Annotated in this window: 24 protein-coding genes; 13 read left to right on the plus strand and 11 right to left on the minus strand. The window is 63.6% G+C overall.

What is annotated here, in order from left to right:
- The 4 genes from ACDA63_RS18095 to ACDA63_RS18110 all read left to right on the plus strand — a co-directional run.
- Positions 1 to 621 (plus strand): OmpA family protein (locus ACDA63_RS18095; RefSeq protein ID WP_373664693.1); only part of this gene is annotated, 621 nt, incomplete at its 5' end.
- A gap of 125 nt (positions 622 to 746) precedes the next feature.
- Entirely contained in the window at positions 747 to 1,271 is a 525-nt protein-coding gene (locus ACDA63_RS18100) for a LuxR C-terminal-related transcriptional regulator (protein ID WP_373664694.1), read from the plus strand.
- 280 nt (positions 1,272 to 1,551) lie between these two features.
- Positions 1,552 to 1,758 (plus strand): cold-shock protein, encoded by a 207-nt coding sequence (locus tag ACDA63_RS18105; RefSeq protein WP_373664720.1) that lies wholly within the window; start codon positions 1,552 to 1,554, stop codon positions 1,756 to 1,758.
- 101 nt (positions 1,759 to 1,859) lie between these two features.
- Positions 1,860 to 2,075, plus strand: coding sequence for a hypothetical protein (locus tag ACDA63_RS18110; RefSeq protein ID WP_373664695.1), 216 nt, complete (start codon positions 1,860 to 1,862; stop codon positions 2,073 to 2,075).
- Positions 2,076 to 2,159: 84 nt separating this feature from the next.
- On the opposite strand, the gene ACDA63_RS18115 is transcribed toward ACDA63_RS18110, so the two are convergent.
- Positions 2,160 to 2,432: a hypothetical protein gene (locus tag ACDA63_RS18115; RefSeq protein ID WP_373664696.1), complete on the minus strand. Its 273-nt coding sequence runs from the start codon at positions 2,430 to 2,432 to the stop codon at positions 2,160 to 2,162.
- 653 nt (positions 2,433 to 3,085) lie between these two features.
- Here ACDA63_RS18115 and treZ point away from each other — a divergent pair.
- From treZ to ACDA63_RS18145, 6 genes are all read left to right on the plus strand, one after another.
- Positions 3,086 to 5,026, plus strand: coding sequence for a malto-oligosyltrehalose trehalohydrolase (treZ, locus tag ACDA63_RS18120; RefSeq protein ID WP_373664697.1), 1,941 nt, complete (start codon positions 3,086 to 3,088; stop codon positions 5,024 to 5,026).
- Positions 5,027 to 5,227: 201 nt separating this feature from the next.
- Positions 5,228 to 6,970, plus strand: coding sequence for a hypothetical protein (locus ACDA63_RS18125; protein ID WP_373664698.1), 1,743 nt, complete (start codon positions 5,228 to 5,230; stop codon positions 6,968 to 6,970).
- Positions 6,971 to 7,010: 40 nt separating this feature from the next.
- Complete coding sequence (locus ACDA63_RS18130) at positions 7,011 to 7,280, plus strand: DUF5710 domain-containing protein (protein WP_373664699.1); 270 nt, start codon at positions 7,011 to 7,013, stop codon at positions 7,278 to 7,280.
- 373 nt (positions 7,281 to 7,653) lie between these two features.
- Complete coding sequence (gene nrdD, locus ACDA63_RS18135) at positions 7,654 to 9,789, plus strand: anaerobic ribonucleoside-triphosphate reductase (protein WP_373664700.1); 2,136 nt, start codon at positions 7,654 to 7,656, stop codon at positions 9,787 to 9,789.
- Positions 9,786 to 10,247 (plus strand): anaerobic ribonucleoside-triphosphate reductase activating protein, encoded by a 462-nt coding sequence (gene nrdG / locus ACDA63_RS18140; protein ID WP_373664701.1) that lies wholly within the window; start codon positions 9,786 to 9,788, stop codon positions 10,245 to 10,247. Before nrdD ends, nrdG begins: the two co-directional genes overlap by 4 nt.
- Before the next feature lie 43 nt (positions 10,248 to 10,290).
- Positions 10,291 to 10,701 (plus strand): GFA family protein, encoded by a 411-nt coding sequence (locus ACDA63_RS18145; protein ID WP_373664702.1) that lies wholly within the window; start codon positions 10,291 to 10,293, stop codon positions 10,699 to 10,701.
- 19 nt (positions 10,702 to 10,720) lie between these two features.
- Here ACDA63_RS18145 and ACDA63_RS18150 read toward each other — a convergent pair whose 3' ends face one another.
- Complete coding sequence (locus ACDA63_RS18150) at positions 10,721 to 12,334, minus strand: methyl-accepting chemotaxis protein (RefSeq protein ID WP_373664703.1); 1,614 nt, start codon at positions 12,332 to 12,334, stop codon at positions 10,721 to 10,723.
- 189 nt (positions 12,335 to 12,523) lie between these two features.
- On the opposite strand from ACDA63_RS18150, the gene ACDA63_RS18155 reads away from it, so the two are divergent.
- The 3 genes from ACDA63_RS18155 to ACDA63_RS18165 all read left to right on the plus strand — a co-directional run bounded on the left by ACDA63_RS18155 (position 12,524) and on the right by ACDA63_RS18165 (position 15,072).
- Positions 12,524 to 13,312: an alpha/beta hydrolase gene (locus tag ACDA63_RS18155; RefSeq protein ID WP_373664704.1), complete on the plus strand. Its 789-nt coding sequence runs from the start codon at positions 12,524 to 12,526 to the stop codon at positions 13,310 to 13,312.
- A 37-nt stretch (positions 13,313 to 13,349) separates the two neighbouring features.
- Entirely contained in the window at positions 13,350 to 13,685 is a 336-nt protein-coding gene (locus ACDA63_RS18160) for a hypothetical protein (RefSeq protein WP_373664705.1), read from the plus strand.
- 70 nt (positions 13,686 to 13,755) lie between these two features.
- A complete protein-coding gene (locus ACDA63_RS18165) occupies positions 13,756 to 15,072 on the plus strand; it encodes an Nramp family divalent metal transporter (protein WP_373664706.1) in 1,317 nt (438 codons plus the stop codon).
- Positions 15,073 to 15,150: 78 nt separating this feature from the next.
- Here ACDA63_RS18165 and ACDA63_RS18170 read toward each other — a convergent pair whose 3' ends face one another.
- The 9 genes from ACDA63_RS18170 to ACDA63_RS18210 all read right to left on the minus strand — a co-directional run bounded on the left by ACDA63_RS18170 (position 15,151) and on the right by ACDA63_RS18210 (position 24,162).
- The gene (locus tag ACDA63_RS18170; protein ID WP_373664707.1) at positions 15,151 to 16,230 is read right to left on the minus strand and encodes a LacI family DNA-binding transcriptional regulator; all 1,080 of its coding nucleotides are present in this window, start codon (positions 16,228 to 16,230) and stop codon (positions 15,151 to 15,153) included.
- A gap of 161 nt (positions 16,231 to 16,391) precedes the next feature.
- On the minus strand, positions 16,392 to 17,054 hold the full coding sequence (locus ACDA63_RS18175; RefSeq protein WP_373664708.1) for a prepilin-type N-terminal cleavage/methylation domain-containing protein: 663 nt from the start codon (positions 17,052 to 17,054) through the stop codon (positions 16,392 to 16,394).
- Between the two features lie 211 nt (positions 17,055 to 17,265).
- Positions 17,266 to 18,639, minus strand: a complete 1,374-nt coding sequence (locus ACDA63_RS18180) for an adenylate/guanylate cyclase domain-containing protein (protein ID WP_373664709.1) — start codon at positions 18,637 to 18,639, stop codon at positions 17,266 to 17,268.
- Positions 18,636 to 19,259, minus strand: coding sequence for a type II secretion system protein (locus ACDA63_RS18185; RefSeq protein WP_373664710.1), 624 nt, complete (start codon positions 19,257 to 19,259; stop codon positions 18,636 to 18,638). Before ACDA63_RS18185 ends, ACDA63_RS18180 begins: the two co-directional genes overlap by 4 nt.
- Positions 19,240 to 20,439, minus strand: coding sequence for a hypothetical protein (locus ACDA63_RS18190; protein WP_373664711.1), 1,200 nt, complete (start codon positions 20,437 to 20,439; stop codon positions 19,240 to 19,242). The genes ACDA63_RS18185 and ACDA63_RS18190 overlap by 20 nt, the downstream gene beginning before the upstream one ends.
- Positions 20,436 to 20,831 (minus strand): hypothetical protein, encoded by a 396-nt coding sequence (locus ACDA63_RS18195; RefSeq protein ID WP_373664712.1) that lies wholly within the window; start codon positions 20,829 to 20,831, stop codon positions 20,436 to 20,438. Before ACDA63_RS18195 ends, ACDA63_RS18190 begins: the two co-directional genes overlap by 4 nt.
- Positions 20,828 to 21,448 (minus strand): hypothetical protein, encoded by a 621-nt coding sequence (locus ACDA63_RS18200; protein WP_373664713.1) that lies wholly within the window; start codon positions 21,446 to 21,448, stop codon positions 20,828 to 20,830. The genes ACDA63_RS18195 and ACDA63_RS18200 overlap by 4 nt, the downstream gene beginning before the upstream one ends.
- Entirely contained in the window at positions 21,445 to 22,962 is a 1,518-nt protein-coding gene (locus ACDA63_RS18205; RefSeq protein ID WP_373664714.1) for a hypothetical protein, read from the minus strand. Before ACDA63_RS18205 ends, ACDA63_RS18200 begins: the two co-directional genes overlap by 4 nt.
- On the minus strand, positions 22,963 to 24,162 hold the full coding sequence (locus ACDA63_RS18210; RefSeq protein WP_373664715.1) for a type II secretion system F family protein: 1,200 nt from the start codon (positions 24,160 to 24,162) through the stop codon (positions 22,963 to 22,965).
- Position 24,163 lies beyond the last annotated feature (1 nt).

Consider the following 24,163-nt stretch of genomic DNA (forward strand, 5'->3'; position numbering starts at 1 on the left):
GCGAACCTCGACAGGATGAAGGCCGACCCGCGCTTCCAGAACTGCCCACCGGCACAGAAGCGCATCGCCTGCCAGGAGGTGAACCTCATGTGGGCGGGGCACAACGCCTGGGCGCGCGCATTCGAGACCGCGCAGAAGAAAGTGGCCGGCGTGGAAGGGCAGATGGCGCTCACGCAAGCCGATCTGAACGCCTGTAGGGTGCCTGCCAAACCAGTCCCTCCGCCTGTGCAAGCTGCACCGCAAGTGCTGCCGCCGGTGATCAACCTCGGGGCGGATGCGCTCTTCAAGTTCGACAAGAGCGGCGCGGCCGACATGTTGCCCGAGGGGCGCGCCAAGCTCGACGTACTGGCCGAGACTTTGCAGAAAGTGAAGACCGTCAAGGCGCTGAGCATCGTCGGCCACACCGACCGGCTCGGTACGGAGGCCTACAACGCAGCTCTGTCGCAGCGCCGCGCGGACACCGTGATGGCCTACCTCAAGGCGCGCGGCGTGACGCCGCCGATGCGCGCCCAGGGCGTGGGCAGCGGCTCGCCGCTGGTGCAATGCCCGGGGCCGGCGAGCAATGCGGTCAAGGCGTGCCTGCAGCCGAACCGGCGCGTGGAGATCCGCGTGGAGCAGTAGTCGACGGAATCGGACCTTACGGAGGGACCCCCATGAAACGGATCGGACATGCAAGGATCGCCATCGCTGTCGACCAACCTGTAGCAGCACTTGCGATATCCGCGCTCATCGATGCGCATGACGATATGGAAATCGTCGGCTCGGTCCATTGGAGCGATGGCGCGGAAGGGATACCGAAGCTCGGCGCCGATCTATTGGTCATATTGGCTTCGCACATGAACGTCGCCGCTCTCCACGTGATCGACCACTTGATCAATGAAGCGATGGAGCACTGCAAGATCGTGGCCGTCGTGCCGAGCCTGAGCCATCCCATAGCGTCCGGTCTGCGTCACAGCGGGGTGAACGCGGTGGTGCCGGAAGCTGCCGTCGAAGCGACTTTGTCGGACGTCATTCGCGCTGTGCTGAACGGCTACAGTTGTATGCCATTGATGAGTACCGCGGGCGTGCCCACCTTTTCCCACAAGGAATATTCGGTCCTCGTCGGCCTTGCCGCCGGGCTGTCGAACAAGGACATCGCCCGCAATCTTGAGCTGAGCCCCAAGACCGTCAGCACTCACCGGGCAAACATATTCCGCAAACTGGGCGTCAGGAGCGAGCCGGAATTTGCGCGCATGTCGAAGGGGTGGGCCGGAGAGTGGCCCGTGCGGTGACTGAGCTTGCCTGATCGAAAGGCCCTACGGGCCTGGGGCGTAACACGGATTTGGCGATCCAGCGATCCTGTGTTACGGTAGAAAACAGAGATTCACGCAAGATAGCTTCATCCAAGGCCTTTTCCGGCCGTTCGTGGTTGTTCCCTCAGGCCCTTTTCGCGATCGGCCTGCAATAGATTCCCCACTGGTTGTTCTTGAGTTTTTTCTTCCTCTGCTTGCCATGCTGGCTCGCGGAGCGATTCACTTTTATTCAATTTTTCGAAGGAAACAAAAAATGACTGTGCAGACTGGTACCGTGAAATGGTTCGACGACGCGAAGGGCTTTGGCTTTATCGCTCCGTCCGACGGCTCCAAGGACCTCTTCGCCCATCACAGCGAGATTCGCAATGAAGGGGGGTTTCGCACCCTGGCCGAAGGGGCGAAGGTCGAGTTCGAGGTCAAACCAGGGGCAAAGGGCCCCCAGGCCGTCAATATCCGTACGCTCTGATCCCGCCTCAGAAGGCTCTACCACCGGGCGTGTTCGACACGCCCCTCCAAAACCGCACCAAGACGGTCACAACCGATCGAGGTATTCACATCGAGATAATCATGCATAACGAAACCATTGAGATAGGGCGCTTCCTTATCTCTCCCATGACAAGACCGGGCACCGACGGACGTTACATCGCCTCGGTTTCCATCCGCTCAGGACAGGGCATGGCGAGCATCGATCGCATCATGCGATTCACGCCAAGTTTTGCCAGTCCGAACGCCGCTCTTCGCTACGCCGCCAACGAAGGCAAAGCGTGGGCACTTCAGCATTGACGCAGATTCACCGGCATCCGGATCCGGCCAGGGCGGGACTCGCCAACGCTGGTCGTGGGCGCACGCAGCCCGGTCACACGCCGCTCAACTGACTTCCCGTTCCGCCTCTGCGGGAAGGCGATCAACCAGATCGCGCCCGAATCGTTCGGCCGCTCGGCGCGCATCCCCGATGCAATTGAAGTCCGGTCTCGGCGGCAGCTTCGAGACGGACGATTTTGCTGCCTTGACGTCCGTAATCCTTACCGAAGCCTGATACATGCGTGACGGAAGAACGCCGATTGCGCGAAGCGCGGTGTCCTTTACCTGGTACACCAGAGGTTCGACGAGAAACCCTTTGTAGAGCTCAGACGATTGCATCGCTAAATCTCCGTTGCTCGCTGTGGAGCCGTGGCTGAATACGACACCCTGTGAAGTGGTCACTCGGTGTGGAGGGAAACGCGGGGCCCTGTATCGACAGGGGAGGGAGTGGCGCGCATGCGGACAGTTGGAGCGCGGTCTTTCATAGTGCGCCCGGCGGGCCGCGGACACAATGGAATGTGCAAAAAAAGCCGGTCGTTGAACTGAATGGAAAGAATCGATCGCATTCCGATCCCGCCCTTTCACAGGGATTCTCGTCCTGTGTACCAACTGAGTTGCTTCGGTCTCCGGGTTCCGTCTTTCGATGGAGCGGGAACGACCGGTTCTGCGCATCGACGATCTGGAGTCCGAGCCGATGCCTCTGTTCGTGCCAATGCTAATGTCATGATGTGCGAACGAAGACATGCAGCGCATGCCAAAATCGGCGCACTCATGGGCAGGGCCGGCCGCCTTGGCGCATGCACGGACAAGTTCCTCCACATGCAGGACCGGCGGTGCGCTTCGGTCCGATGCAGGGCATGCCAATCCGCCGCTTGCAGGACAGGCGGCGACCGTCGCGGGATTGCTCTTTCGAGCCGGGCATGGCGAATGCTGATAGCTGGCGGTCTCCTGACTTAAGGCTTCCGGCAGGCCCTGTGGCTGCCGTTTCGACCATGACGGAATTCACTCGAGAGATCGATTGGCCGTACGCGCAAGGCGCCTCGGTGGCGGACGGCGCGGCGCACTTCCGCGTCTGGGCACCGGCTGTCGACACGGTAAAGATATGGCTGGAGGAGCGTGGGCGTGCGTACGTCATGCAGCGCGACGACGAAGGGTACTGCTCAGCCCATATCGCCAACATCGCAGCAGGTATGCGCTATCGCTACGAGCTGGACGGCGAGCGCTTCGCCGATCCGGCATCCCGCTGCCAGCCGGACGGCCCGCAAGGAGCGTCGATGTTGCTCGACGCGCGCCTTTGGGATTGGCGTGACGGCGACTGGCGCGGTGCTTCGATGCCCGGCCAGGTGGTGTACGAGTTGCACGTGGGTACCTATACGCACGCCGGCACGTTCGAAGCGTTGATCGCGCACCTGCCCTATCTGAAGCGGCTTGGCGTCACGCTGATCGAACTGATGCCGATCGGCGAGTTCGAAGGGCGCTGGGATTGGGGCTACAACGGCGTGCATCCGTACGCGCCGTTCCATGGCTATGGGACGCCCCGACAGTTGTGCCGTTTTGTCGAAGCGGCGCATCTGGCAGGCATCGGCGTCATTGCCGACGTGGTCTACAACCACCTCGGGCCGCGAGGGAATTTCCTCGCGCGGTTCAGCCCGGAATACTTCTCCGAGCGTCATCAAACGGACTGGGGCAAGGGCATCAATCTGGACGGCCCGCACTGCGGGCCAGTGCGCGATTTCTTTATCGACAACGCGTGTTACCTGATCCGCGAATTCCATCTGGACGGCTTGCGCATCGATGCCACGCAAGCACTGTTCGACGACGGCTCGCCGCATTTCCTCGCCGAACTGTCGCAGCGTGCGCGGGCCGCCGCCGGCGAGCGAAGCATCGTGTTGATCGGCGAAAACGAACCGCAGGACGTGATCTGCCTGCGACCGGTGGACAAGGGCGGATGGGGCCTGGATGCGGTGTGGAACGACGACTTTCACCACGCCTCGCGGGTCGCGCTCACTGGCAGTCGGGATGGCTACTTTGTCGACTACACCGGCACGGCGCAGGAGCTGGCCGCATGCTTGCGGCACGGTTATCTGTTCCAGGGCCAATACTATTCGTGGCAGAGCCGCTATCGAGGTTCGCAGGTGACGGACGAGCCCGCGTGCGGGTTCGTGCACTTCCTGCAAAGTCATGACCAGGTGGGCAATTCCCTGGGGGGCCGGCGCGTGCTGGCCGTGAGCGATGCCGCCTCGGTGCGGGCCACGACGGCCCTGCTGCTGCTCGGTCCGCAGACGCCGATGATCTTCATGGGGCAGGAGTGGGGCGCGCCGCAGCCTTTTCCGTTCTTTACGGACGCCGGCGGCGACGAGGGGTTTGCCGACAGCGTGCGCAAGGGGCGCGACGATTTCGTCAGTCAGTTCGTGGCCATGAAGACCGAGCGTGCGCTGCACGCCATGCCCGACCCGTGCGATGACGACACGTTCGAGCGTGCGCGACTCGACCCCTCCGACGTGGATGATGCCCCGTTGACGCGACTGCATCGAGACCTGCTGCGCGTGCGCCGCGAACTGCCGGCGATCGCCGCCCAGCGTCGCGAGCTGATCGATGTCTACGTATTCAACGACCGGGCGGTGGCGATTCGCTGGAACCTGCCGGGCAACGAGGTCCTGCTGCTGCTCAACCTGGGCGCGGATCTGGCCGACCTGCCGGTGTCCGCGCCACTCATCGCCGACCCGCCCGACCGCCGCTGGCGCCTTTTCTGGTCGAGCGAAGATGTCGCCTACGGTGGCAGCGGCATCATCAATCCGCGACAGTCGGACGCCTGGCGCCTGCCCGGGCGCTGCGCCACCGTTCTGCTGCCGTCGGACGACCGCGAGCGAGCCGATGCGGAGCGCGGTTCGCCGCACGTACTGGCCGCCGCCAGGACCAGCCCGCCCGAATAGCCCGACGCTTTCGACGCGCCCAGCGCATGGCTGCTGGCCTTGCCAATCCGCATCGCTCCGGCATGGTGTGTTCGCAGGTGTGCGATCTTGCTCAGGTCGCTTTGCGCCCCGGTGCTAGGCTACTTCGCCGCATTGGCGGCGTCGGGCATGCGACTTCCCGTCGGCCCCGGCGACACGACCGAACCGGAAGGATGCACCCACATGCTTCGGCGCCTGGCCCTATCCACGTTGTCGCTCGTCGTGCTGGTGGCGACCGCCGCCCTGATCCTGTATCCCCGGCTGGTGCTCCAATTGGTGAATCGGGGCGACCTGCCATTCTTTGCGCTGTCGATCGAGGACTACGCCCAGGCGCTGGCCGAGGGCGTCTGGTGGCCTCGCTGGTCGGCTTCGATTGCCCAGGGGCTCGGCAGCCCGACGTTCGTCTATTACCCGCCGCTGTACTTCGTCTCCGCCGCGCTGGCGCGTGCCGGGCTGGGCGATACGTGGCTGGCGATCCGCGTTCTCGATCTGCTGGCGAGCGTAGCCATCGGTCTGGTCGGCTGGGCATTCTCGCGCGCCGCCAGGTTTGGCTATCGGCCTGCCTTGCTGGTCGCCGTGGTGTGCATGGTGTCGCCGTTCCAGATCCGCACCTTGCTGGAGGTATCCGGGCTGCCGTGGAATTTTGCCTACCCGTTCGGACTGGCGTTGTTCTGCGCGACGCTCTATCCGGGCTGCAACGCGCGACGGGCGTTCGTCGTCTGGCTGGCGACGCTGCTGCTGACGTCGACCCACCTGCTGATGGCTTTCATGTGTTTGTTGTGCCTGCCCGTCGGGCTGCTCGTGCACGCGGCTCAGCGTTCGGCATGGCGCGAGATTTTCGTCAAAGGCCTCGCGTGCTGCGCGGGCTTTGCGGCCGCGGCGTTCGCATGGTTGCCCGCGATGAGCCTGAATGCCTATCGCAACGTGGCGGGCTACGTGCAGGACGTCGACTGGCACGCGGGCTTTGCGATGCCGTTCTGGAACGTGCAGCGCTATGGCATCCGATGGGCGTATTTCCAGTGGGGCGTGGCGGCGGTTCTGTTGCTCAACATGGTGCTGCTGCTGTACGCCATGTGGAGGTTGCGCGATGTACTCAGCGCGCCACGGTGGCGCTTCAGCCTGGGCATGCTGGCCTGCGCCGGGGTGGCGCTCCTGTTCGCGTCGCAACTCACGCTGCCATTGTGGCTGGCGAGCGAGACCTTGCGATCGGTGCAGTATGCGTACCGTTTTTTTGCCGTGGCGTCATTGGTAGTTGCCTTGTTGACCGGTTATCTCGGGGTGCGGAGCTACGTGACGCTTGGCTGGTCCGGGCCGACCCTGGCGCTAAGCGCCGCCATCGCCGCGAACGGATTGCTGCTGGCAGCGACCGTCGTCAATTTCGCCCATGGGACGCCGACGACTTACTCTGCGATCATTCCGGCCGACCTCGCCCAACGTAGCGCGGTGCGCGCTTTCCTGCCGGCGGCAGCGGGCAATTTCGGCTGGCAGTCGTACCTGCAGCAAGGCGGCTTAAGCGGTGAATGCGCACGGCAGGGGCTGACCTGCACGACCGAGCTGCGGTCCACGCATCGCGCCGCATGGCATGTCAGCGCACAGCGTGACAGCGTGGTGGTCTTGCCGCTGTTGGCGTTCCCAGCCTGGTCGGTGAGCGTCAATGGAAATCCGACGACAGCATCGACGGATGCCAGGACTGGCCTCGTGACGGTCGCCCTCGACAAGGGCGACAGTCGAATCGCTGTGCGCTGGGATCATCTGCCGCAGGAGCGGCTCAGCCTGTACGTCAGCCTCGCCGGCGTTGTGCTGCCGCTATTGGTGCTGATGGGGTGGGCAGCAAAGCGACGCGCTGCGCCCGATCGCGCTACACTGCGCCCCCACACAGGAGGTGCCGGATTCGCCACCGGCCACACCGTCAAAGATGAGAGTTGATCTTCAAGTACCGTTTGCAGAGAAGGACGAGGCAAAGAGCTTGGGCGCGCGTTGGGATGCGACGCGCAAGGTCTGGTACGTGATGAGTCCTCCGAACCTGGCAAGTTTCCAGCGCTGGTTGCCCGGCTCCGCTGCTCAGTCCGAGTCGAGCCGCTCACTGGCGACGCCCCGGACCAGCGCGCCGCGCAAGGACTTCTCTGAAGGTCAGACGGTGGCCGGCACGGGGTACTTCGCGCTTGCCTGCGACTGCCTGCCGTGGGTCGGATGTTCCAGGTGCCGCGAGACAGTGCGGCAGCGCTGGGGCACGTAATCGGTCTGTCGCCCAGCGTTCCTGTTCACAATTGAGTTACGTCGGGCGAGCCTGTTTCGCTTGATTCTTCCAGCGCCTGGCGTCTGCCATACGCTCATCTGCCCGCCGCCTCCGGCGCGGCTTGGCCACGCCTTTCCCTCCCTTTGATGACGACTTGCCGCCGCGGCGGCGGGCTGTTCATGCGCGCCTGTCAATCGGGGGGTGCGCTTGCCAGTAAGAATTATTGATCCGCCTCAAATAACTAAATGTAGTGTGTCTTTTGGTAAAAAATACTACCTATTGTGTTTTAGAGTCACGGCCGCAGCTCGCGCATTCATCTGCTTGCGGGCGCTCCGACATCCGTCAAAAACCTTTCCAGCCTCCCGAGAATTCGATGCTCAACGTTCTTAAACGCGATGGTGCGACTGCTTCTTTTGACATTCTGAAGGTGGCGGTGGCCTGCCAGAAGGCGGCCGTTGCCGCGCAGGCCTCCAACCCGAGCGCGGTGGCCCTGAGCGTGGCCGCCGAAGTTGAAGAGCGCTGCCGCCAGCACGCGCAGGATGTGCTCGACATTCCCACCATCCAGAAGTACGTCGAAGACGCGTTGATGCGTTCATACCCCGAGGTGGCGCGCCAGTACATCGAATATCGCCACGACCGCGACAGTATCCGTGTGAAGGGTTCGGCCCTGCACGCGCAGTTGATGGGTCTTGTGGACAAGACCGACGAGGATGCCGTCACCGAGAACGCCAACAAGGACGCCAACGTCTTTCCCGTCATGCGCGACCTGATGGCGGGCATCGTCTCCAAACAGTTCGCCAGCAACTTCCTGCCCAAGGAGGTGTTGCAGGCCCATACCGAAGGCGATCTGCACTTCCACGATCTGGACTATTCGCCGTTCCTTCCGTTTACCAACTGTTGCCTGGTGGATTTGAAGGGCATGCTCGACCGCGGTTTCCACCTCGGCAACGCGGGCATCGAAAGCCCGAAGTCGGTTGGCGTGGCGTGTGCCGTGACGGCGCAGATCATTGCGCAGGTGGCGAGCCACCAGTACGGCGGCACGACGATCCCCAACATCGACCAGACGCTGGCGCCGTATGTTCACAAGACCTACGAGAAGAACCTCGACATCGCGCACCAGTACGGTATTTCCGATCCGATCCGCTACGCGCGCGAACGCACCGAGAAGGAAACCTACGACGGCATCCAGGCCTGTGAGTACGAGATCAATACGCTGTTCAGCTCCAACGGCCAGCAGCCGTTCGTGACCTTCTCGTTCGGCATGGGCACGAGCTGGGAAGAGCGTACGGTGCAGCGGGCCATCCTGCAGGTGCGCATCAAGGGGCTGGGCAAGGAGGGCATCACGCCGGTGTTCCCCAAGCTGGTGTTCTTCCTCGAAGAAGGGCTCAACCTGAAGCCGGAAGACCCCAACTACGACATCAAGCAATTGGCGTTGGAGTGCGCGTCCAAGCGCATGTACCCGGACATCATTTCAGCCAAGCTCAATCGCGCGCTGACGGGTTCATCGCAGCCGGTGTCGCCGATGGGCTGCCGCAGCTTCCTGTCGGTATGGAAGGATGACGACGGGCGCGAAGTGCTCGACGGCCGCAACAACCTGGGCGTGGTCAGCATCAATCTGCCGCGCATCGCCATCCGCGCCAAGAACGACCACGTTCGCTTCTTCCAGTTGCTGGACGAGAACCTCGCGCTGGCCTATCGCGCGCTGATGGTGCGCATCCAGCGGCTGGAGGGCGTCAAGGCCAACATTGCTCCGATCCTCTACACCGAAGGCGCGTTCGGCGTGCGGCTCAAGCCGGATGAAGACATCCTGCCGTTGTTTAAGAACGGTCGCGCGTCGGTGTCGCTGGGCTACATCGGTCTGCATGAAGTGGCGCTGCTGATGTTCGGCGCACACCCCTACGGCAACCCGGAGGCGCAGGCTTTCCTGCGCGAGGTGGTGGAGTATCTGGCGCAGGCCACTCAACGCTGGAAGCGCGAATCAGGCTGGGGCTTCTCGCTTTATTCGACGCCGAGCGAATCGCTGTGCCACCGCTTCTGCAAGCTGGACACGGAGCGCTATGGGTCTATGCCGGGCGTGACCGACAAGGGTTACTACACCAACTCGTTCCACCTGGATGTCGCCCTCAAGGTCAATCCGTTCGAGAAGATCGAGTTCGAGAAGGGCTTCGCCACCTCGGCCTCGGGCGGGCACATCACCTACGTCGAGCTGCCCAACATGCGCCACAACCTCAAGGCGCTGGAACGCGTGTGGGACCATGCCGTCGAAAACGTGCCGTACTTCGGCACCAATACGCCGGTGGATTCATGTGGCAAGTGTGGCTTCATGGGCGAGGCGCATGCCACGTCCGAAGGCTTCGCCTGTCCTGAGTGCGGCAATCGCGACGGCGCCAGCCTGTCGGTGACGCGGCGCGTATGCGGTTACCTCGGCAGCCCGAATGCGCGGCCGTTCAATGCGGGTAAGCAGAAAGAGGTGATGCGCCGGGTCAAGCACCTTGCCGAGCAGAAATGAACTACGACCGTTACTACACATGCGATGTAGTGAACGGTGAGGGGCTGCGTGTCACCTTGTTCGTGACTGGGTGCCAGCACGCATGCCCCGGCTGCTACAACAGCTCGACCTGGAACCGGATGCACGGACAGCCCTTCACGGACGAAGTGCGCGACCGATTGCTCGATCTGTGCGAAGCCCATGACGGCTTGAGCCTGAGCGGCGGCGACCCGCTGCTGCCGGCCAATCGCGATGCGATCGCGGCGTTGTGCCGCGCTTTCAAGCTGCGCTATCCGGACAAGGACATCTGGATGTGGACGGGTTACGTCTATGAAGACGTCTGTCATCTGGAATTGCTGCGCGACGTCGACGTACTCATCGACGGCCCCTACCGGCAGGAACTGCCTCACACGCTGCCGTGGCGCGGGTCGGACAACCAGCGCCTGCTCCGGCTGCGTGACGGTGTGCCGACGGCGTGATCGCCGCCGTATCATTCGCCACCGGCGACGGGCGGAGCGGACGATGAGGACGTACCAGGGAACGTGCCACTGCGGCGCAGTGCGTTTCGAGATCGATGCGCACATCGATCATGTGCGCTCGTGCGACTGCTCGATCTGCGCGAAGCGCGGCGCGCTGATCTTTCGTGTTGCGCCCGGAGCTTTCCGGCTGTTCACATCGATGGACGCCTTGTCGGTATATCGCTGGGGTTCGCGCACCGCGGCCGATTACTTTTGCCCGACTTGCGGCGTCATGCCCTTTCGCAAACCCAGCCATCCGACCCGTGCGGAACGTGCCGCCGGCGTGCGGCCTTTCGATGGCTGGGCCATCAATACGCGTTGTCGTGAAGGCTTCGATCCGGCATCCGTGCCGGTGCGGCGTATCCACGGTAGCCGTCTCGACATCGAGGCGCCGGAGGATGGGCCTGCGCCATAGCTCGGCCCGCCTGTCGTGATCACAGTCGGTAACGCTGGACGATCTGGTGCATCTGCTCGGCGGCGGTGTTGAGCTGGAATGCCGTGCCGGCCGTCTGCTCGGCGGCGGCGCTCGATTCTTCCGCCATCTGCGCAATGTGTTCGATCTGCGAAGCGATCGTGTTGCTGGCGATGCCTTGCTCGCGGATCGCGCTGGTGATGTCGCCGATCATGGCCGCGACGTGACCCGTCTTCTGGCTGATCTGCCCCATCGCGTTGAGGGCGTCGTCGGCCTGACGCACGCCTTGCTCGACGCGGTCCACGGTCACCGACATGGCCTGCGCAGTCTTCTCGGCGCAGTTGCTCATCGCCGATATCGTCCGGTCGATCTCGGCCGTCATCGCGGCGGTGCGTTCGGCGAGCTTGCGCACTTCGTCGGCCACGACTGCAAAACCACGGCCCTGTTCGCCGGCGCGCGCGGCTTCGATGGCTGCGTTCAGAGCGAGCAGGTTGGTCTGCTCGGCCACTTCCTTGATGATCGAGACCGACGCGGCAATCTGTTTGCTCTGCTGCTCCAGCTCGGTCATGTTGTCCGCCGTGCCGCGCACGGTATCCGCGATGCCGCGGATGGACTGCACGGTGTGGTTGATCACGGCTTCGCCCGAGCTGGCCAGTGAGCCGGCTTGGGATGTCTCTTCATTTACGCTGCCTGCGCGATCGCCCACGTGGTTGACGCTCACGGTCATTTCTTCGACGGTTGCCGCCACGGTGGCCGAAGCGTCGCTCTGCGCCGTCGCGGCGGTCGACACCTGGTTGGCGGTCTGCGCGAGTTCGGCGGCCGCCGCCGAGACGTCATTCGACTGTTGCATGATGGCCTTGAGGCTCTCCTGCATGCGCTCGATCAGGCTGTTGAAGGCGCGCGCCGTGGTGGCGACTTCATCGTTGCCCTGACTCGGGGCTCGCAGGGTGAAATCCAGGCTGCTCTCGACCGACGCGATGGTGCCGCGCAGCCCCGCCAGCGACCGCGCAATGCTGCGGCCCAGGAACGTCCCCACGCCGCCGGTGATCACCGTGCCCAAGATCATCGCGACCCAGCTGAGGATGCGCGACAGCATGATGGTGCGCTCGCTGGTGGTCACTTCTTCGGTGACCCAGCGTTTGTTGTATTCGACGTGCCGCGTTGCGGCGTCCACCATCGCCTGACCCTTGGTATCGATCTGCCTGCGGTACGTCATCGCCAGTTCGGCGTTGTCCTGCGAGATGGCGTCGAACAACCTGCGGGCGTTCTGGTAGTAGTCCTCGATTGCCTTGCGGTCCTCTGCGAGCAGCTTGCGGTCGTCGTTGTCGTTGGCAAGTTGCTCGCCATACACCTTGACGGAATGCATGGCATCGTCATACGTCGCCTTGAGGTCGGCTTCGAATTTCTGGCGCTGTGCCGCGTCGGTTTCGAGCAGGTACGAAAGCGTGGCGACGCGCAGCTTGTGCGCGTCACTGCGCAGGCTCGTGATCCGTTCGAGGCTGGGATAGTCGACGTCGCGGAAATTGACGATCACCCCCGAGAGCTGCCATTGCATGTATGAGCCGTACAGGCCCACGCACAGCAGGGAGGCGAGCGCGGCGCTCACCAGGATGATCAGGCGTCTGGAAATGGTCATTGCACTTGAGGGGGAATGTTGTGGTGCGAGCAACAACGGCACGCCGTTGCACCACCTTAGTGCCGCCGCCTTCGTGCCATACATTTTTACAGGCAGCATGGGTACCCATGAATCGGCTGGACATTGGCCCGGGCTTTGCCATGCTGAGCGATGGCAGGCTTTACCGTTCCTGTCGCGAAGGAGTTGCCGATGCGCCGCATACGAATATTCGCTGCAATGCTGTTGCTGACCTTTGCGGCATTGGGGCGGGCGCAGACTGAGAAAATGGTCGAAATCCCGACCCGGCCCGGGGTGACGCAGCGGATGAGCGTGATTGCGACACCGGATGCCAAGGCGGCCGTGGTGCTGTTTTCGGGCGGCGATGGTGGCCTGCAGATCGGCGACGACGGACAGCCCACGCGCCAGAAGGGCAACTTTCTCGTGCGCTCGCGCCAGTTGTTTGCCGCGCAGGGGTTCTTCGTGGTGGTGCTCGATGCGCCGTCGGATCGACAGAGCCCGCCCTTCCTGCAGGGATTCCGTCAGAGCGCCCAGCATGTCGCCGATGTCAAGGCTGTCATCGCGTGGGTTCGCTCGATGAGCAAGGTGCCGGTGTGGCTCGTGGGCACCAGTCGAGGTACGCAATCCGTCGGCTTCATTGCAACGGAACTGGCGGGGGCCGAGGGCGCGGACGGCATCGTGCTCAGCTCGACGATTCTCGTCGATGACAAGGGGCGCCCGGTGCCCGAGATGCCGCTCGAGCGGATCCACATTCCTGTTCTGATTCAGCACCATGAGCAGGATGGTTGCGCCCTGTGTCCGTATTCGCAGGTGTCCGGTCTGATGCGCAAGTTGCAGAGTGCGCCGCGCAGCGAGTTGCAGATTTTCGGGGGCGGGCGCAATCGTGGTGACCCGTGCGAGGCGATGGCCTATCACGGTTTCAACGGACTGGAAGATCTTGTCGTGCGCCGCGCAGCGGAATGGATCACAGCAGCCAGGTGAGCGTCAGCGGGCAACGCATCAGAGAGAAAGGACTGTCATGCCGAACGTGTATCTGCCCTTGTCGGGTGATGTGAGCCAGGCCTTCAGCGCGCCGTGGACGTGGATGAGCCGGCTTGCCGCCGGCCAGATCGGACTGGTCAATATCAACTTCGGCAAGTCGGCCGATCCGACGCTGGAGCAGCGGATCTTGGAGGACGTCGGCAGCTATGGCCGCCAGATCGGGCAACTGGCCGATGCGCTGGACGCGGTGTTGAAGAACCTGCCCGTCGAAACCTGGGACAAGCCGGCGCGTGATGCCGTGGACGCGTTTCACTACCAACTGCGCGAAGTCCGGCGGCTCAAGGCGGCGCGACACCGGGAACGGCAGGGCTGAAAACACGTCGTGGGGCGCCCCGGAATGGCGGCACAATAGCGGGGTCGCCCATTCAAATGCCGGTCTGTCGATGTTCGGTTTGCCTACCACGGCCACTGCGCCGTTCTGCCCTTCGGAAGTCCGCGGTTCGATCAAGGTCCCTGCCGGTGCGCCCTGGTGGAGCAAGCTCGTCCGGTTTGCCGGCCCCGGTCTGCTCGTTTCGGTCGGGTACATGGACCCGGGCAACTGGGCCACCGATATCGAGGCGGGCGCGCGTTATGGGTACAGCCTGCTGTTCGTGGTCATTCTTTCCAGTCTGGCGGCGATGGTGCTGCAATGCCTGTCGATGCGGCTTGGCATCGCCACGGGCAAGGATCTCGCGCAGCTCTGCCGGGATCGATATCCCCCGGTCGTAGCCAAGGCGCTGTGGCTATTTGCAGAGCTGTCGATCATTGCCTGCGATCTTGCCGAAGTGCTCGGCTGCGCGCTCGCCTTCCACCTGCTGTTGGGATGCCCCCTGTTGGTCGGCGTGGGACTGACGGCACTGGATACGATGATCGTGCTGGGCCTGAAGGGTAAGAACTTCCGCACGGTCGAAGCGATCGTGCTGGCGCTGATCATGACCATCGGGGTGTGCTTCCTGATCGAGCTGTTGCTGATCGAGCCGTACTGGCCGGACGTGGCCGCAGGCATGGTGCCGTCGTTCGAGGCGCTGTCGGGGCGCGAACCGCTGTACCTTGCCATTGGCATTCTCGGTGCGACGGTCATGCCCCATAACCTGTACCTGCATTCGTCCATCGTGCAGACGCGCGTGGTGGGCGAGAGCGATCGCATCAAGCGCGAGGCGATCTCGCTGGCGCGCATCGACACGATCGTGTCGCTGGCACTGGCGTTGTGCATCAATGCCGCGATTCTCATCCTCGCGGCGTCAGCATTCCATTCGACCGGATACGACACCGTGGCCGACATCGAAGATGCCTATCGGCTGCTCGAGCCCATCGTCGGTACCGCACTGGCCGGCGTACTGTTCGGTATCGCATTGTTGGCGGCCGGGCAGAGTTCGACGTTCACCGGCACCATCGCCGGGCAGATCATCATGGATGGCTTCCTCAAGCTGAAGATTCCGTGTTGGCAGCGCAGGTTGATCACGCGCGCGCTGGCGCTGGTGCCGGCTTTCGTCGGCATCTGGTTGATGGGGCCGCATGCCATTGGCCGGCTGCTGGTGGGGAGCCAGGTGGTGCTGAGCTTTCAGTTGCCGTTTGCGCTGTATCCCCTGGTGAGTTTCACCAGCGATCGGCAACTGATGGGAGCGTTCGCCAACACTGCCCTGGTCAAATGCGTGGCGGGGGCGTTGTTCGTCGTCATCAGCGCGGCGAATGTCTGGCTGACTTTCGAGTTGCTGTCCTGAACGGTTGGCGGACAGTGGCGCTTGGAACACAAAAAAGGCCATCCCAAGGATGGCCTTTTTGCTTGTGCTGCCGCTCAATCAGGCGGCAGGCGCGCTTTCGCGAACGATCAACGAATGCTCCAGCGGATGCTCCGGTGCCGGTGTCTGTGTCTTGGCTCCGAAGTGTTGCTCGATGCGTCGCACCAAGGTCGTGATGGCGACGTAGCCGTGGTAGCGCTTGTCCTGCCGAACCGTGGTCAGCGGCGGGTAGTAGCAGGCGCTTTCCGGCAGATCATCGACGCCGACGATGGCAATGTCCTGCGGAATGCGCAGCCCGCGACGATGGGCCGCGAGCATCGTGCCCAGCGCCATGCGGTCATTGGCAACGAAGATGGCGTCCATGTCGGGATGGCGGTCGAGCAGGCGTTCTGCTGCGGCCTGGCCCGAAACCGCTGTCCAGTCGCCTTCCTCGATGAGGTCTTCGCCCGCCGCGACGCCAGCCGCTTCGAGCGTTTCGCGCCAGCCGTCGACGCGTTGGCGGGCCACCCACCAACTGCGCGGCCCGGAGATGTGCCCAATGCGCTTGCGGCCGAGGCTCAGTAGATGCCGCGTGGCGATCTGGCCCACTTCGACGTTGTCGAAACCGACCACGGTGAGTTCCGGGCGCCGCTCGGCCGACATGAACACGATCGGCATCGGCACGCGGGCCAGCCGTTCGGTGTCCCACCATTCCTGGTTATGACCCAGATCGGGCGCGCCCCAGATGATGCCGTCGACGTGCAGATCGACGAGCGACAGCAGCACGTCTTCGACGCCCTCGGGCGTGGATTCGGGCAGCTTCTTGAGCATCAGCGCGTAGCCGAGCGACTCGGCGCGGCGTGCCATGCCCAGGTACAGGTCGGTGTTGATGTAACTGAGGTCCGAGCTGACGATGCCGATGGTGTGGCTGCGGCCGCTGGTAAGGTTGCGGGCCAGCGCGCTTGGACGAAAGCCCAGCCGCTCGATGGTCTCCAGCACGCGAGTGCGGGTGGTGTCCGACACGCTTGGACTCTGATTGACCACTCGTGAGACGGTTTGCTTTGAAACGCCGGCTTCGGCTGCAACGCGGGAAATGGTGACGCGCTTTTCAAGAAGCACGGATAACCTCCAATAGATTTTTCTGTTGCGACCGATAGACACGCAACGCAGCCGCGGGATTTTGCGCGTGCGTCGGGGCAAAGCACATTGCGGAGTTCCCGCAGTGACGCGCTCGCACGACTATGAGCAGAGCGCTCGCCGAAGGTAATGTCGAAGGGAAGAAATATGCGCCCCCATCGGGATGGCGGCGGGTGTGGATTTGCTCAGAAGCCGTAGCAGACGACGTACATCTTTGAATCGTCGTAGACGGTTACCGGGGAGGCGGCACTACCGCCGGTAGCGCCGTCTTCAAAGGCTCCGACGGAGCCGGCATCGGGCTTGCCGTCGTCCATGGTCGAATCGATCTGCTGGGCGATACGCCCGTTGATGTTGGCCTGGCAGATGTATTGTGGGCCCCGCACGTTTTGGCCCAGTGCGGACGGCTTGGACGCGCTTACGCCGATCCGGCCGCCATCGGAGTTGGTGGGGACCCACGCGTTGATGTTGGTGCCGGGCTTGGAGACGTCCCCTGTGGCGAGATTGGCCAGCCGAAGGTGCTGCCACATCACCACCGATTCGTCGTCAGCGCTCGTGGAGTTCCACTCGCCTTCGATGCGGCCGTTCCCCTTGGTGCCGTTTTTTGCCGTGGCGGCGACATTTTCGCCGAGGTGTGCTCCAGGCGCGGGGTCATCGCCCGGCAGCGCGCGGAAGCGATCCTGGTAGGCGGTGATCATGGTCAGCGTATTGCGGAAATCGTTTACCGCCGCTTTGGCCTTGGCGCTGTTGATCAGTTCCTGTCCCTTGAGTACGCCACCCAAAAGCAGCCCGATGATCACCAATACGATGGCGATCTCGACCAGGGTGAAGCCGGATTGGGTCTTTCTCATCGTCTCACTCCATATGCCCGGCGGGGCGTATGAATCGTGCAAATCCGTGTTGTTCGAATGGCCGCAATGCGTGAAATGCCAGGATCAGCGAGATCCTAAGACATTATCATCGACCGATGTGCGGCAGTATGTATAAATAATCACGGTTTGCTTGTGAGAGTCGTCAATAATTCTATGCAGACGGCATAGATCGACAGCGAGGCGGGGGGGCTTACGCGGCGCCGCTTCCGCCCGTTGCCAGCCCAGGTGGCAGGGCCGCGGCGGGATGCATTTCGTCCAGCGGTTGCGTTGCATCCTCCCGCGTGGCGGGGGCCTCGGGTATTGGCCCGAGCAGGCGCCAGACGGGCACCATTCCTTTCCCTTTGAGGGGTACGTGGTCCGGCATGTCGAACCGATAGCGTGCGCGGAGCCGTTCGTACGTGGTCTGATCGCACTGGATTCCGCACGGGAGGCCTTCGCTCGTGATGCGGTTGGCCAGATTGACCGTGTCGCCCCATAAGTCATAGATGAATTTCTTCTTGCCGACCACCCCGGCAACCACTGGCCCCGTGCCGATGCCGACGCGAATCTGCAGGGCGTGGACGTCGTTTCGCGACGCCAGCCAGCCGTGCATGTCCAGCGCGAGCGCCGCAACGGCGCCGCAGGGGTCGGCCAGCCCGTCATTGAGGCCGCCTGCGACCATGTAGGCGTCTCCGATGGTCTTGATCTTCTCCAGGCCGCGCGCTTCGGCCAGTTCGTCGAAGTGCGAGAACACACCATTGAGCATGCGGAAGACATCCGCCGCCGACATGCCTGCCGCCAGTTCGGTGAAGTTGACGATGTCGGCGAACATGACGGTGACTTCGGCGAAGCCATCTGCGATCGTGTCGCTGGAGTGCTTGAGGCGTTCGGCGATCGGGCTGGGGAGAATGTTGAGCAGCAGTCGCTCGGAGTGCGCCTGTTCCTGTGCCAGCCGGGCGTGCGCACATTCGAGCGCGGCCTGAACGCGCGCGCGCTCCAGCAACGCGAAGCGCAGCGACAAGTACACAAGTGCCGAGATGGTGACGAAGTTGAGCGCGAAAAACAGCACTGAAATCTGGCGGGACACCGGCTGGGTAGCGGTGCTGGCCATATCGGCAAGGAAGTAATCCGTGGCGCCGGTCAGCAGGGTGAGGACGACATAGGCGACGAACCAGGGGACGGATTCGCGCACACCCACGCAAAGCATCGCCACGATCGGGGATAGCAGGCCCCAGAGAATCAGGCCCGAGGCCGACACAAAGTCGCCCATCGCCCACTGCGCCGCGAACGGGAAGAACAGCAGCAGCGCCAACTGCGAGACGCGGAAGAGCTGGAAATTGCCCCACTGGATATACAGCCAGATATTGAAGACCAGCAGTACCTGGAGGCCGAACGGCAGCGAGGCGGACAGGCGTGGGCCGAGGGCCCAGTAGATGGCAAGCCACAGAGAGGAAGCTACGCTGACCAGCCCGGTGATGAATACCAACAAAGCCTTTTGCTGCCGTAATTCGTCGCTGTCGTCAGGTTCTACCCCTGCCGAACGCAAGCGGTCGACGAATCGTGAGGGCGTGCGTGGCGTATTCATTTGAGCGGTATCTGTCGGCCGCCCTGGACGAGGCGGCCCATCAAGACATAGCGTGAGCCCCAGATCACGACGTCGTCGGACGAAGGCTCGGCGTGTACGACGGAGTTCTGGAGCGGAATCGGCGTGGAGCTTTCAGCATCCGCACCTATGGACCAGACGACGAATGCTACCGACCCGTTGGAGTTGAGTCTCGTCGAGCCATCCATGATGACGAGGTTACTGTTGCTGCCCGCTGCCAGTGAGGGAACGGCCGGCGGCAACAGTGCATTGCTGACGGCATATCTCAGGCGCTGGCCCCAGGCATCCTGTCCCGACACGCCAAGCTCCTGCCATGGCAGCAATCCGGCGGCAGCCACCGATGTGTTCGGATCGGTGTTGGCGGGGCACGTGCCCGGCACGCCCGCGTCGTCGCTCGCAGGGCAGGGCAGATAGCCCCACACCACCGCGTAGTTGTAGAGCGCTTCGCGCGCATCTTCGATGGCGTCGCGTGTCTGTCCGATGCTGGCACGCTGGCTCTGCACGCGCAGGGCCACCAGTGCACTGCCTGCCAACAGCGCCATGATGACCAGCGCAATGGCAAGCTCGATCAGCGTAAAGCCCTTATGGAAGCGTCGTTTCATTGTTGAAGCCGGTGCAGCGTGGAGAAGACCCGGTGGCGCCGAGTTCGAGCGAACAGGTGGCTGCGCCATAGTCGATCGACAGCGCGCCGAAGCCGCCGGCGCCCGCAGCGTCGTAACGGACGAATTCGTACCAGCGATTGAAGCACAGCCATGACGCCGGGGTGCGCGGACCCGATGCGGGCGTGAAGCACTGCACATTCGTGCTGACCCCATTGTCGTCCACGCGCACACCAGCGCATGCGTAGGAGATATTTTCGAGGATGCCGCTGCCGCAGGCCGCGGGTTCGGCCGCGTCGCCCAGCGCAGTGCCGGCCGGCCAGATCGCCCACAAGGCATCGTCGAACGTCGCCTGCGCCGCCAATGTGCCGCCGCGTGCGCTGGCGAGTGTCTGACCGCTGGCGGGCAGGCGGCCGTTCAATGCGGGCGCGGTGGCGTTGAGTGCCTGCAGCACCACTGGAGCAACAAATCGCATGAGATCGTCGCGGTTGAGTGGCAACACGGTGTCGTTGAATTGGTCCGTTGCCGTCGCACGGACGATCTTGCCGCTGCGATCGGCGTTCGAAATGCTGCCCGCTGGTGTCGTGCTGGCGATATCGAGGTAGTTCGATGCCTGTGTCGGATCGCAACTGGGGCTGTCGCGGTTCTGTCCGTTCAGTGCGCGACCCGGGGCGATGAGGGCGGCCAGCGCGGGCGTGATGCTACCGTCGCTCGTGGTAACGATCTGCAATTGGCCTTTGTTGAGCGGGTTGATCTGGCGGCTCGCAGTAGTGCGGCCGTTTGCCGAGTAGGAGGCGCTGCGCAGATCCGCTGACAGGGCATACCACAGCGGAGAGATGCCATAACGTTCCGCCGACGGGATGCCGAGCGTTTTCCACGGCACGCAGCCGAGGGTCTCTCCATTCAATGCGTCGCCGCAGGAGTTGGCTTCACCCGGGGACGAAGTGGCGGAGGTGGTGGTATCGGGGCAGACGAGCGCGCCGGGCGTGTTGTCTTCAAGCGCTGCCTTGCCAACGAGGGCCGCCTGCGCTTCGCGCAGCGCAATCTGTGTCCAGCGAGCCTCCCGCATGTCCGGGCGTTCGTTGCCACGGGCAAATCCTCGCACCAGGATGACGGCGCTGGCCGTCCCGAGGATGGCCACCATGGCGAGCGCGGCATAGCCGCGCTCGGCGTGCCATGTCACTTGGCCAGCTCCGTCGAGGCCGGCGCCAGATGAACGGTCTCGCCGACCCTCAGGTCGATGCTGCGGCCATTGCCGGCGAACACGCGCGCCGAACTCTCGCCAAGACTGGCGACGGGGGCGTGGTCGTAATGCGATTGTCCGTTGATCCACACGACGTTGCGGCCGTCTGAGCGACGCACTATGCCGTCCAGGCGGACGGTATCGGTGCTTTGCTGCTCCACGTTGATGCGCGCGTTGCGTTGTCGCATATCGTCGAGGATGGCTCGTTTCTGCGGGGTCATGAAGAGGCGGCCGAGGCCGTTGTCCGCTTGCTGCGCCGGTACTGCGGCGTTGGCAAAGGTCACCAGCGCGAGAGGGGTAACGGCCAGGCGAAGGGCTAGTGCTGCAGTCATCGTGTCGTCCCTGCCAGCGGCTCGGAGGCCGCTTTCTTCTGGATGGTCAGCCAGTCGAGCGTGCAATCGGCCAGCAACGAAATGTTCTCGTCGCCCCCTCCCGCCTTGGCGGGCGCCCGGGTCATGGTGCATTCGCGGATGGCGACGCGGGCGCTGGGCTGGCGACGGATGTCGTCGAGTACGCGCAGCAGATCGCCTTCGTGGAGGAGCCCCAGATGCAGGCGCATCGGACTCGTGGTCAGTTCGTATTCTCCGCGCTCGCCAAGTGGGCGCAATGACCGTTGGGGCAGGATTTCGTACTCCAGGAGCGGAATGCGACGAGCGGTACGGACAGAAGCCAGAGAGTCCGCCCAGTCCAGCCGGCGCTCCGTGCCGATGATGCCGGCCGCGCGCAACGCATTGAAGCGTGCGATGGCATCTCGGATCGCGGGCTCGTCCTGTTCGGTACGGGCAAAGCGCGCGCGCAGGCCCGCTACATTGCTGGCGGCGGATGCTTCATCACGTCGCGCCGTGCGCAAGGCTTGTTGCGAAAGACTGAACAGGACTGCGCCAGACAGGACCAGCGCCAAGGCCAGAAGGATGCTCCAGGCCAGGTATCGGGCAGCGCTCTGGTTCATCGCGTTCCTCCTGGCAGAACGAAGCGCATTTCGAACGTCACGCCGGTACTCGTGGCCGGGCGTTCACTGCGCAGCGTCTTGTTGGATTCCGCGTCGAATGGCAGGCGAGGCAGGGTGACTTCGGCGCCGGTATCCTGCCGCAGGCTGTTGGCGAAATCGCGAATGCGGCTCAGCGTCGTCCGCGGGTCGCCGGCTGCGGAGTCGGGCAGGTGGGCGGTGATGACGGTTGTCTGCGTGGGTGCCTTGGCGGGCAGCGAGCGGGGATCAGCATCGGCACCCGCGTTGTCGATCCGCCATTCGACCCGGTCAAGTTCGATCTCGGGGAAGCGGTCCAGCGCTCGGGACAACGCGGTCAGCGCAGTCCGCATGTCCGGCGCCTGGGTGCTGCGTTCATCGATCCGGCTGACGACATCGCGCAGCGTTTCGAGCGACGCCGGTAATTGCGGCAGGGTGGCAACGAGTTCGCGGTAGCGGGCCTCTTCGCGCAGGGCATCTTGCGATGATCGTTCGGCATCGGTCCGAAGTCTGTGGACGTCCACCGCCGAGATGACTGCGGCCGTGCTGAGCATGGCAAAGGCCAGTACACCACTCGCCACGATCGCGTTGCGTGCACGGCGCAGGCGGAAATAACGCGTATCCGCGGCAGGGGCCAGTTGCGTCACGTTGCTGGCTCGCTGGGCAAGGCGCAGGAAGATCGGCCGGCTGTCGGAGTCGGCCAGCGTGTCGCGCACGCCAAGCTGACTTGCCAGGGCCTGGATGTCGAACGCATGCAGGTCGAGGTTGTCGGCTTCGGCCGGATCTTCCTCGCGCAGCGCGTCGTTCCTGTGCAGCAGCACCCAGACCGGTAGTCGGGCCCCGCGCGGAAGCCAGCGCTGCGCCTGAAGGTACTGGTAGAGCTTTTGTGCCTCGCGTACACAGTCGACGCCCCACTGCGAGAAGTCGCCATTGGCGCGTTGCGACAGGCGGGAGAACTTCAGGCGGCCTTCATCGATGAATATCTGGCGGACGCCGGCTGGCGAGAGCGTGATCAACAGGCCGCGCCCCGTCGGCGGGCGCAGGGCCGCAAGCAACGGACCGGTCAGCAGTGACGGTGTAAGGATTGCGCTGACTGCCGCCCCATGCATGCGCAGCGCCCCGATCCATGGTTCGATCGTCTGTGGCCTCGTCAGCGCCGCATAAAGCACACGTTCGTCGCGGCGGCCATCGGATTCGCGCCCGAGGGAGATTGTTGTCGCGTACGGCGTGCCGAAGAAGTTCTGCTGCAGCTTGCGTTCGAGCAGCGCGCGCCGGTCTGCTCCGGTGACGCTGGGAATGGCGTCGTTCTTGAAGTCTTCGTCCGGGACTTCGACCAGCAGGGTGTGGACGCCACGTCGTCCACCATCGCGCAGCCAGTGGCCAAAGGCCTGTACGCCGGCCTCGTTGGCCGGATAGGCGCGCAGGCTGCGCATGCCGGCACCGTTGGCACGCCAGGTCTGAAGGCCTTGCTCGTCGATGTAGTGCAGCCAGCGCGCCATTCAGATCTTCATCCGCGTGATGATGTCGTAGATCGGGCCGAGGATCGCCAGGGCAACCCACATCATGACGCCGCCGAGCAGCAGGATCATGAGTGGCTCCAGCGTGGCTTGCACGCGAGCGATGGATTCGCGTACGTCGCGGTCATAGAAGTAACTGACGTTGCGGAGGGCGACGTCGAGCGAGCCGGTATTCTCGCCAATGCGCAGCATGCGCAACACGAGTGGGGGGAACAGTCCCACGCGCGAGAACGCCGTGGTGACGTTCTGCCCTTCACTGATGAGTTGTTCGGCTTTCAGCAGCGCGTGGCGCATGGCGAGGTTGCCCGCGACGTCCTGCGCAACGCGGATGATGTCGATGATCGCGATGCCCGAGCTGTACATCATGGCGAACAGGTTGCCGAACCGGGCGAGGATGATCTTGCGATACACCGGACCGAATAGCGGAGCCGCCAGCTTGATTGCATCCCAACGGCGGGCCGCCGCTGTATTGGTGCGCACCAACAGCATGCCGCCGCTGACGAGTAGTGCGAGGCCGATCAATATGAGCGGCCAATACTCGACCAGTGTGGAAGACACCGCGATGAGGATTCGCGTCTCCAGTGGTAGCGTTTGGCCGGTCGAGCGGAACAGCTTGGACACTTCCGGCACGACGTAGACCATCGAAACGACGACCGCCATGAGGGTGGCGGCCGCGACGAACGCGGGATAGACGATCAGCTTCTGCGTGTACGCCGTCAGTTCGTCGTCGCGCTTGGCGGATTCGGTCAGCTCTCGGAGGACTTCCGGCAGGTTGCCGGAGGTCTCTCCAGCACGCACGAGTGCGCAAAACACCGGATCGAACACGCGCGGGTGTTCCCCCAGCGCTTGTGACAGCGCCCGGCCGCCCTGGATGCTTTCGATCATCTCGGCGATGACTTGGCGGAAGCGGGCATTGTCGGTCGAGGCGCGCAGATCGGTGAGCGCATCAACCAGCGGTACGCCGGCACGCGTGAGTTGTTCGAGGTGAAAGCAGAAATGAATGCGCTCGCGCAGTGGCACACGGCCGCCAAAGTAGCGGCTGTGGCGGAGCGTGCGGCCATTGACGAAGTCCAGGTCGATACGCTTGAGGCGCATCTCGAGATCAACGAGATTGACGGCCTCCATCTCGCCGCGCACCAGGCGGCCGTCCGGATTCATCGCCTTGTATGTAAACACGGCCACG

This window comes from Uliginosibacterium sp. sgz301328, assembly GCF_041807905.1.
In the GTDB taxonomy this organism is placed as follows: Bacteria; Pseudomonadota; Gammaproteobacteria; order Burkholderiales; family Rhodocyclaceae; genus JBGVSA01.

Coding starts and splice junctions, on each gene's coding strand:
- nrdG (WP_373664701.1), top strand. CDS start 9,786: ATGAACTACGACCGTTACTACACATGCGATGTAGTGAACGGTGAGGGG.
- ACDA63_RS18205 (WP_373664714.1), bottom strand. CDS start 22,962: ATGGCGCGCTGGCTGCACTACATCGACGAGCAAGGCCTTCAGACCTGG.
- ACDA63_RS18145 (WP_373664702.1), top strand. CDS start 10,291: ATGAGGACGTACCAGGGAACGTGCCACTGCGGCGCAGTGCGTTTCGAG.
- ACDA63_RS18165 (WP_373664706.1), top strand. CDS start 13,756: ATGTTCGGTTTGCCTACCACGGCCACTGCGCCGTTCTGCCCTTCGGAA.
- nrdD (WP_373664700.1), top strand. CDS start 7,654: ATGCTCAACGTTCTTAAACGCGATGGTGCGACTGCTTCTTTTGACATT.
- ACDA63_RS18110 (WP_373664695.1), top strand. CDS start 1,860: ATGCATAACGAAACCATTGAGATAGGGCGCTTCCTTATCTCTCCCATG.
- ACDA63_RS18185 (WP_373664710.1), bottom strand. CDS start 19,259: ATGAAACGACGCTTCCATAAGGGCTTTACGCTGATCGAGCTTGCCATT.
- ACDA63_RS18115 (WP_373664696.1), bottom strand. CDS start 2,432: ATGCAATCGTCTGAGCTCTACAAAGGGTTTCTCGTCGAACCTCTGGTG.
- ACDA63_RS18155 (WP_373664704.1), top strand. CDS start 12,524: ATGCGCCGCATACGAATATTCGCTGCAATGCTGTTGCTGACCTTTGCG.
- ACDA63_RS18195 (WP_373664712.1), bottom strand. CDS start 20,831: ATGACTGCAGCACTAGCCCTTCGCCTGGCCGTTACCCCTCTCGCGCTG.
- ACDA63_RS18180 (WP_373664709.1), bottom strand. CDS start 18,639: ATGAATACGCCACGCACGCCCTCACGATTCGTCGACCGCTTGCGTTCG.
- ACDA63_RS18200 (WP_373664713.1), bottom strand. CDS start 21,448: ATGAACCAGAGCGCTGCCCGATACCTGGCCTGGAGCATCCTTCTGGCC.
- ACDA63_RS18150 (WP_373664703.1), bottom strand. CDS start 12,334: ATGACCATTTCCAGACGCCTGATCATCCTGGTGAGCGCCGCGCTCGCC.
- ACDA63_RS18100 (WP_373664694.1), top strand. CDS start 747: ATGGAAATCGTCGGCTCGGTCCATTGGAGCGATGGCGCGGAAGGGATA.
- ACDA63_RS18125 (WP_373664698.1), top strand. CDS start 5,228: ATGCTTCGGCGCCTGGCCCTATCCACGTTGTCGCTCGTCGTGCTGGTG.
- ACDA63_RS18175 (WP_373664708.1), bottom strand. CDS start 17,054: ATGAGAAAGACCCAATCCGGCTTCACCCTGGTCGAGATCGCCATCGTA.
- treZ (WP_373664697.1), top strand. CDS start 3,086: ATGACGGAATTCACTCGAGAGATCGATTGGCCGTACGCGCAAGGCGCC.
- ACDA63_RS18160 (WP_373664705.1), top strand. CDS start 13,350: ATGCCGAACGTGTATCTGCCCTTGTCGGGTGATGTGAGCCAGGCCTTC.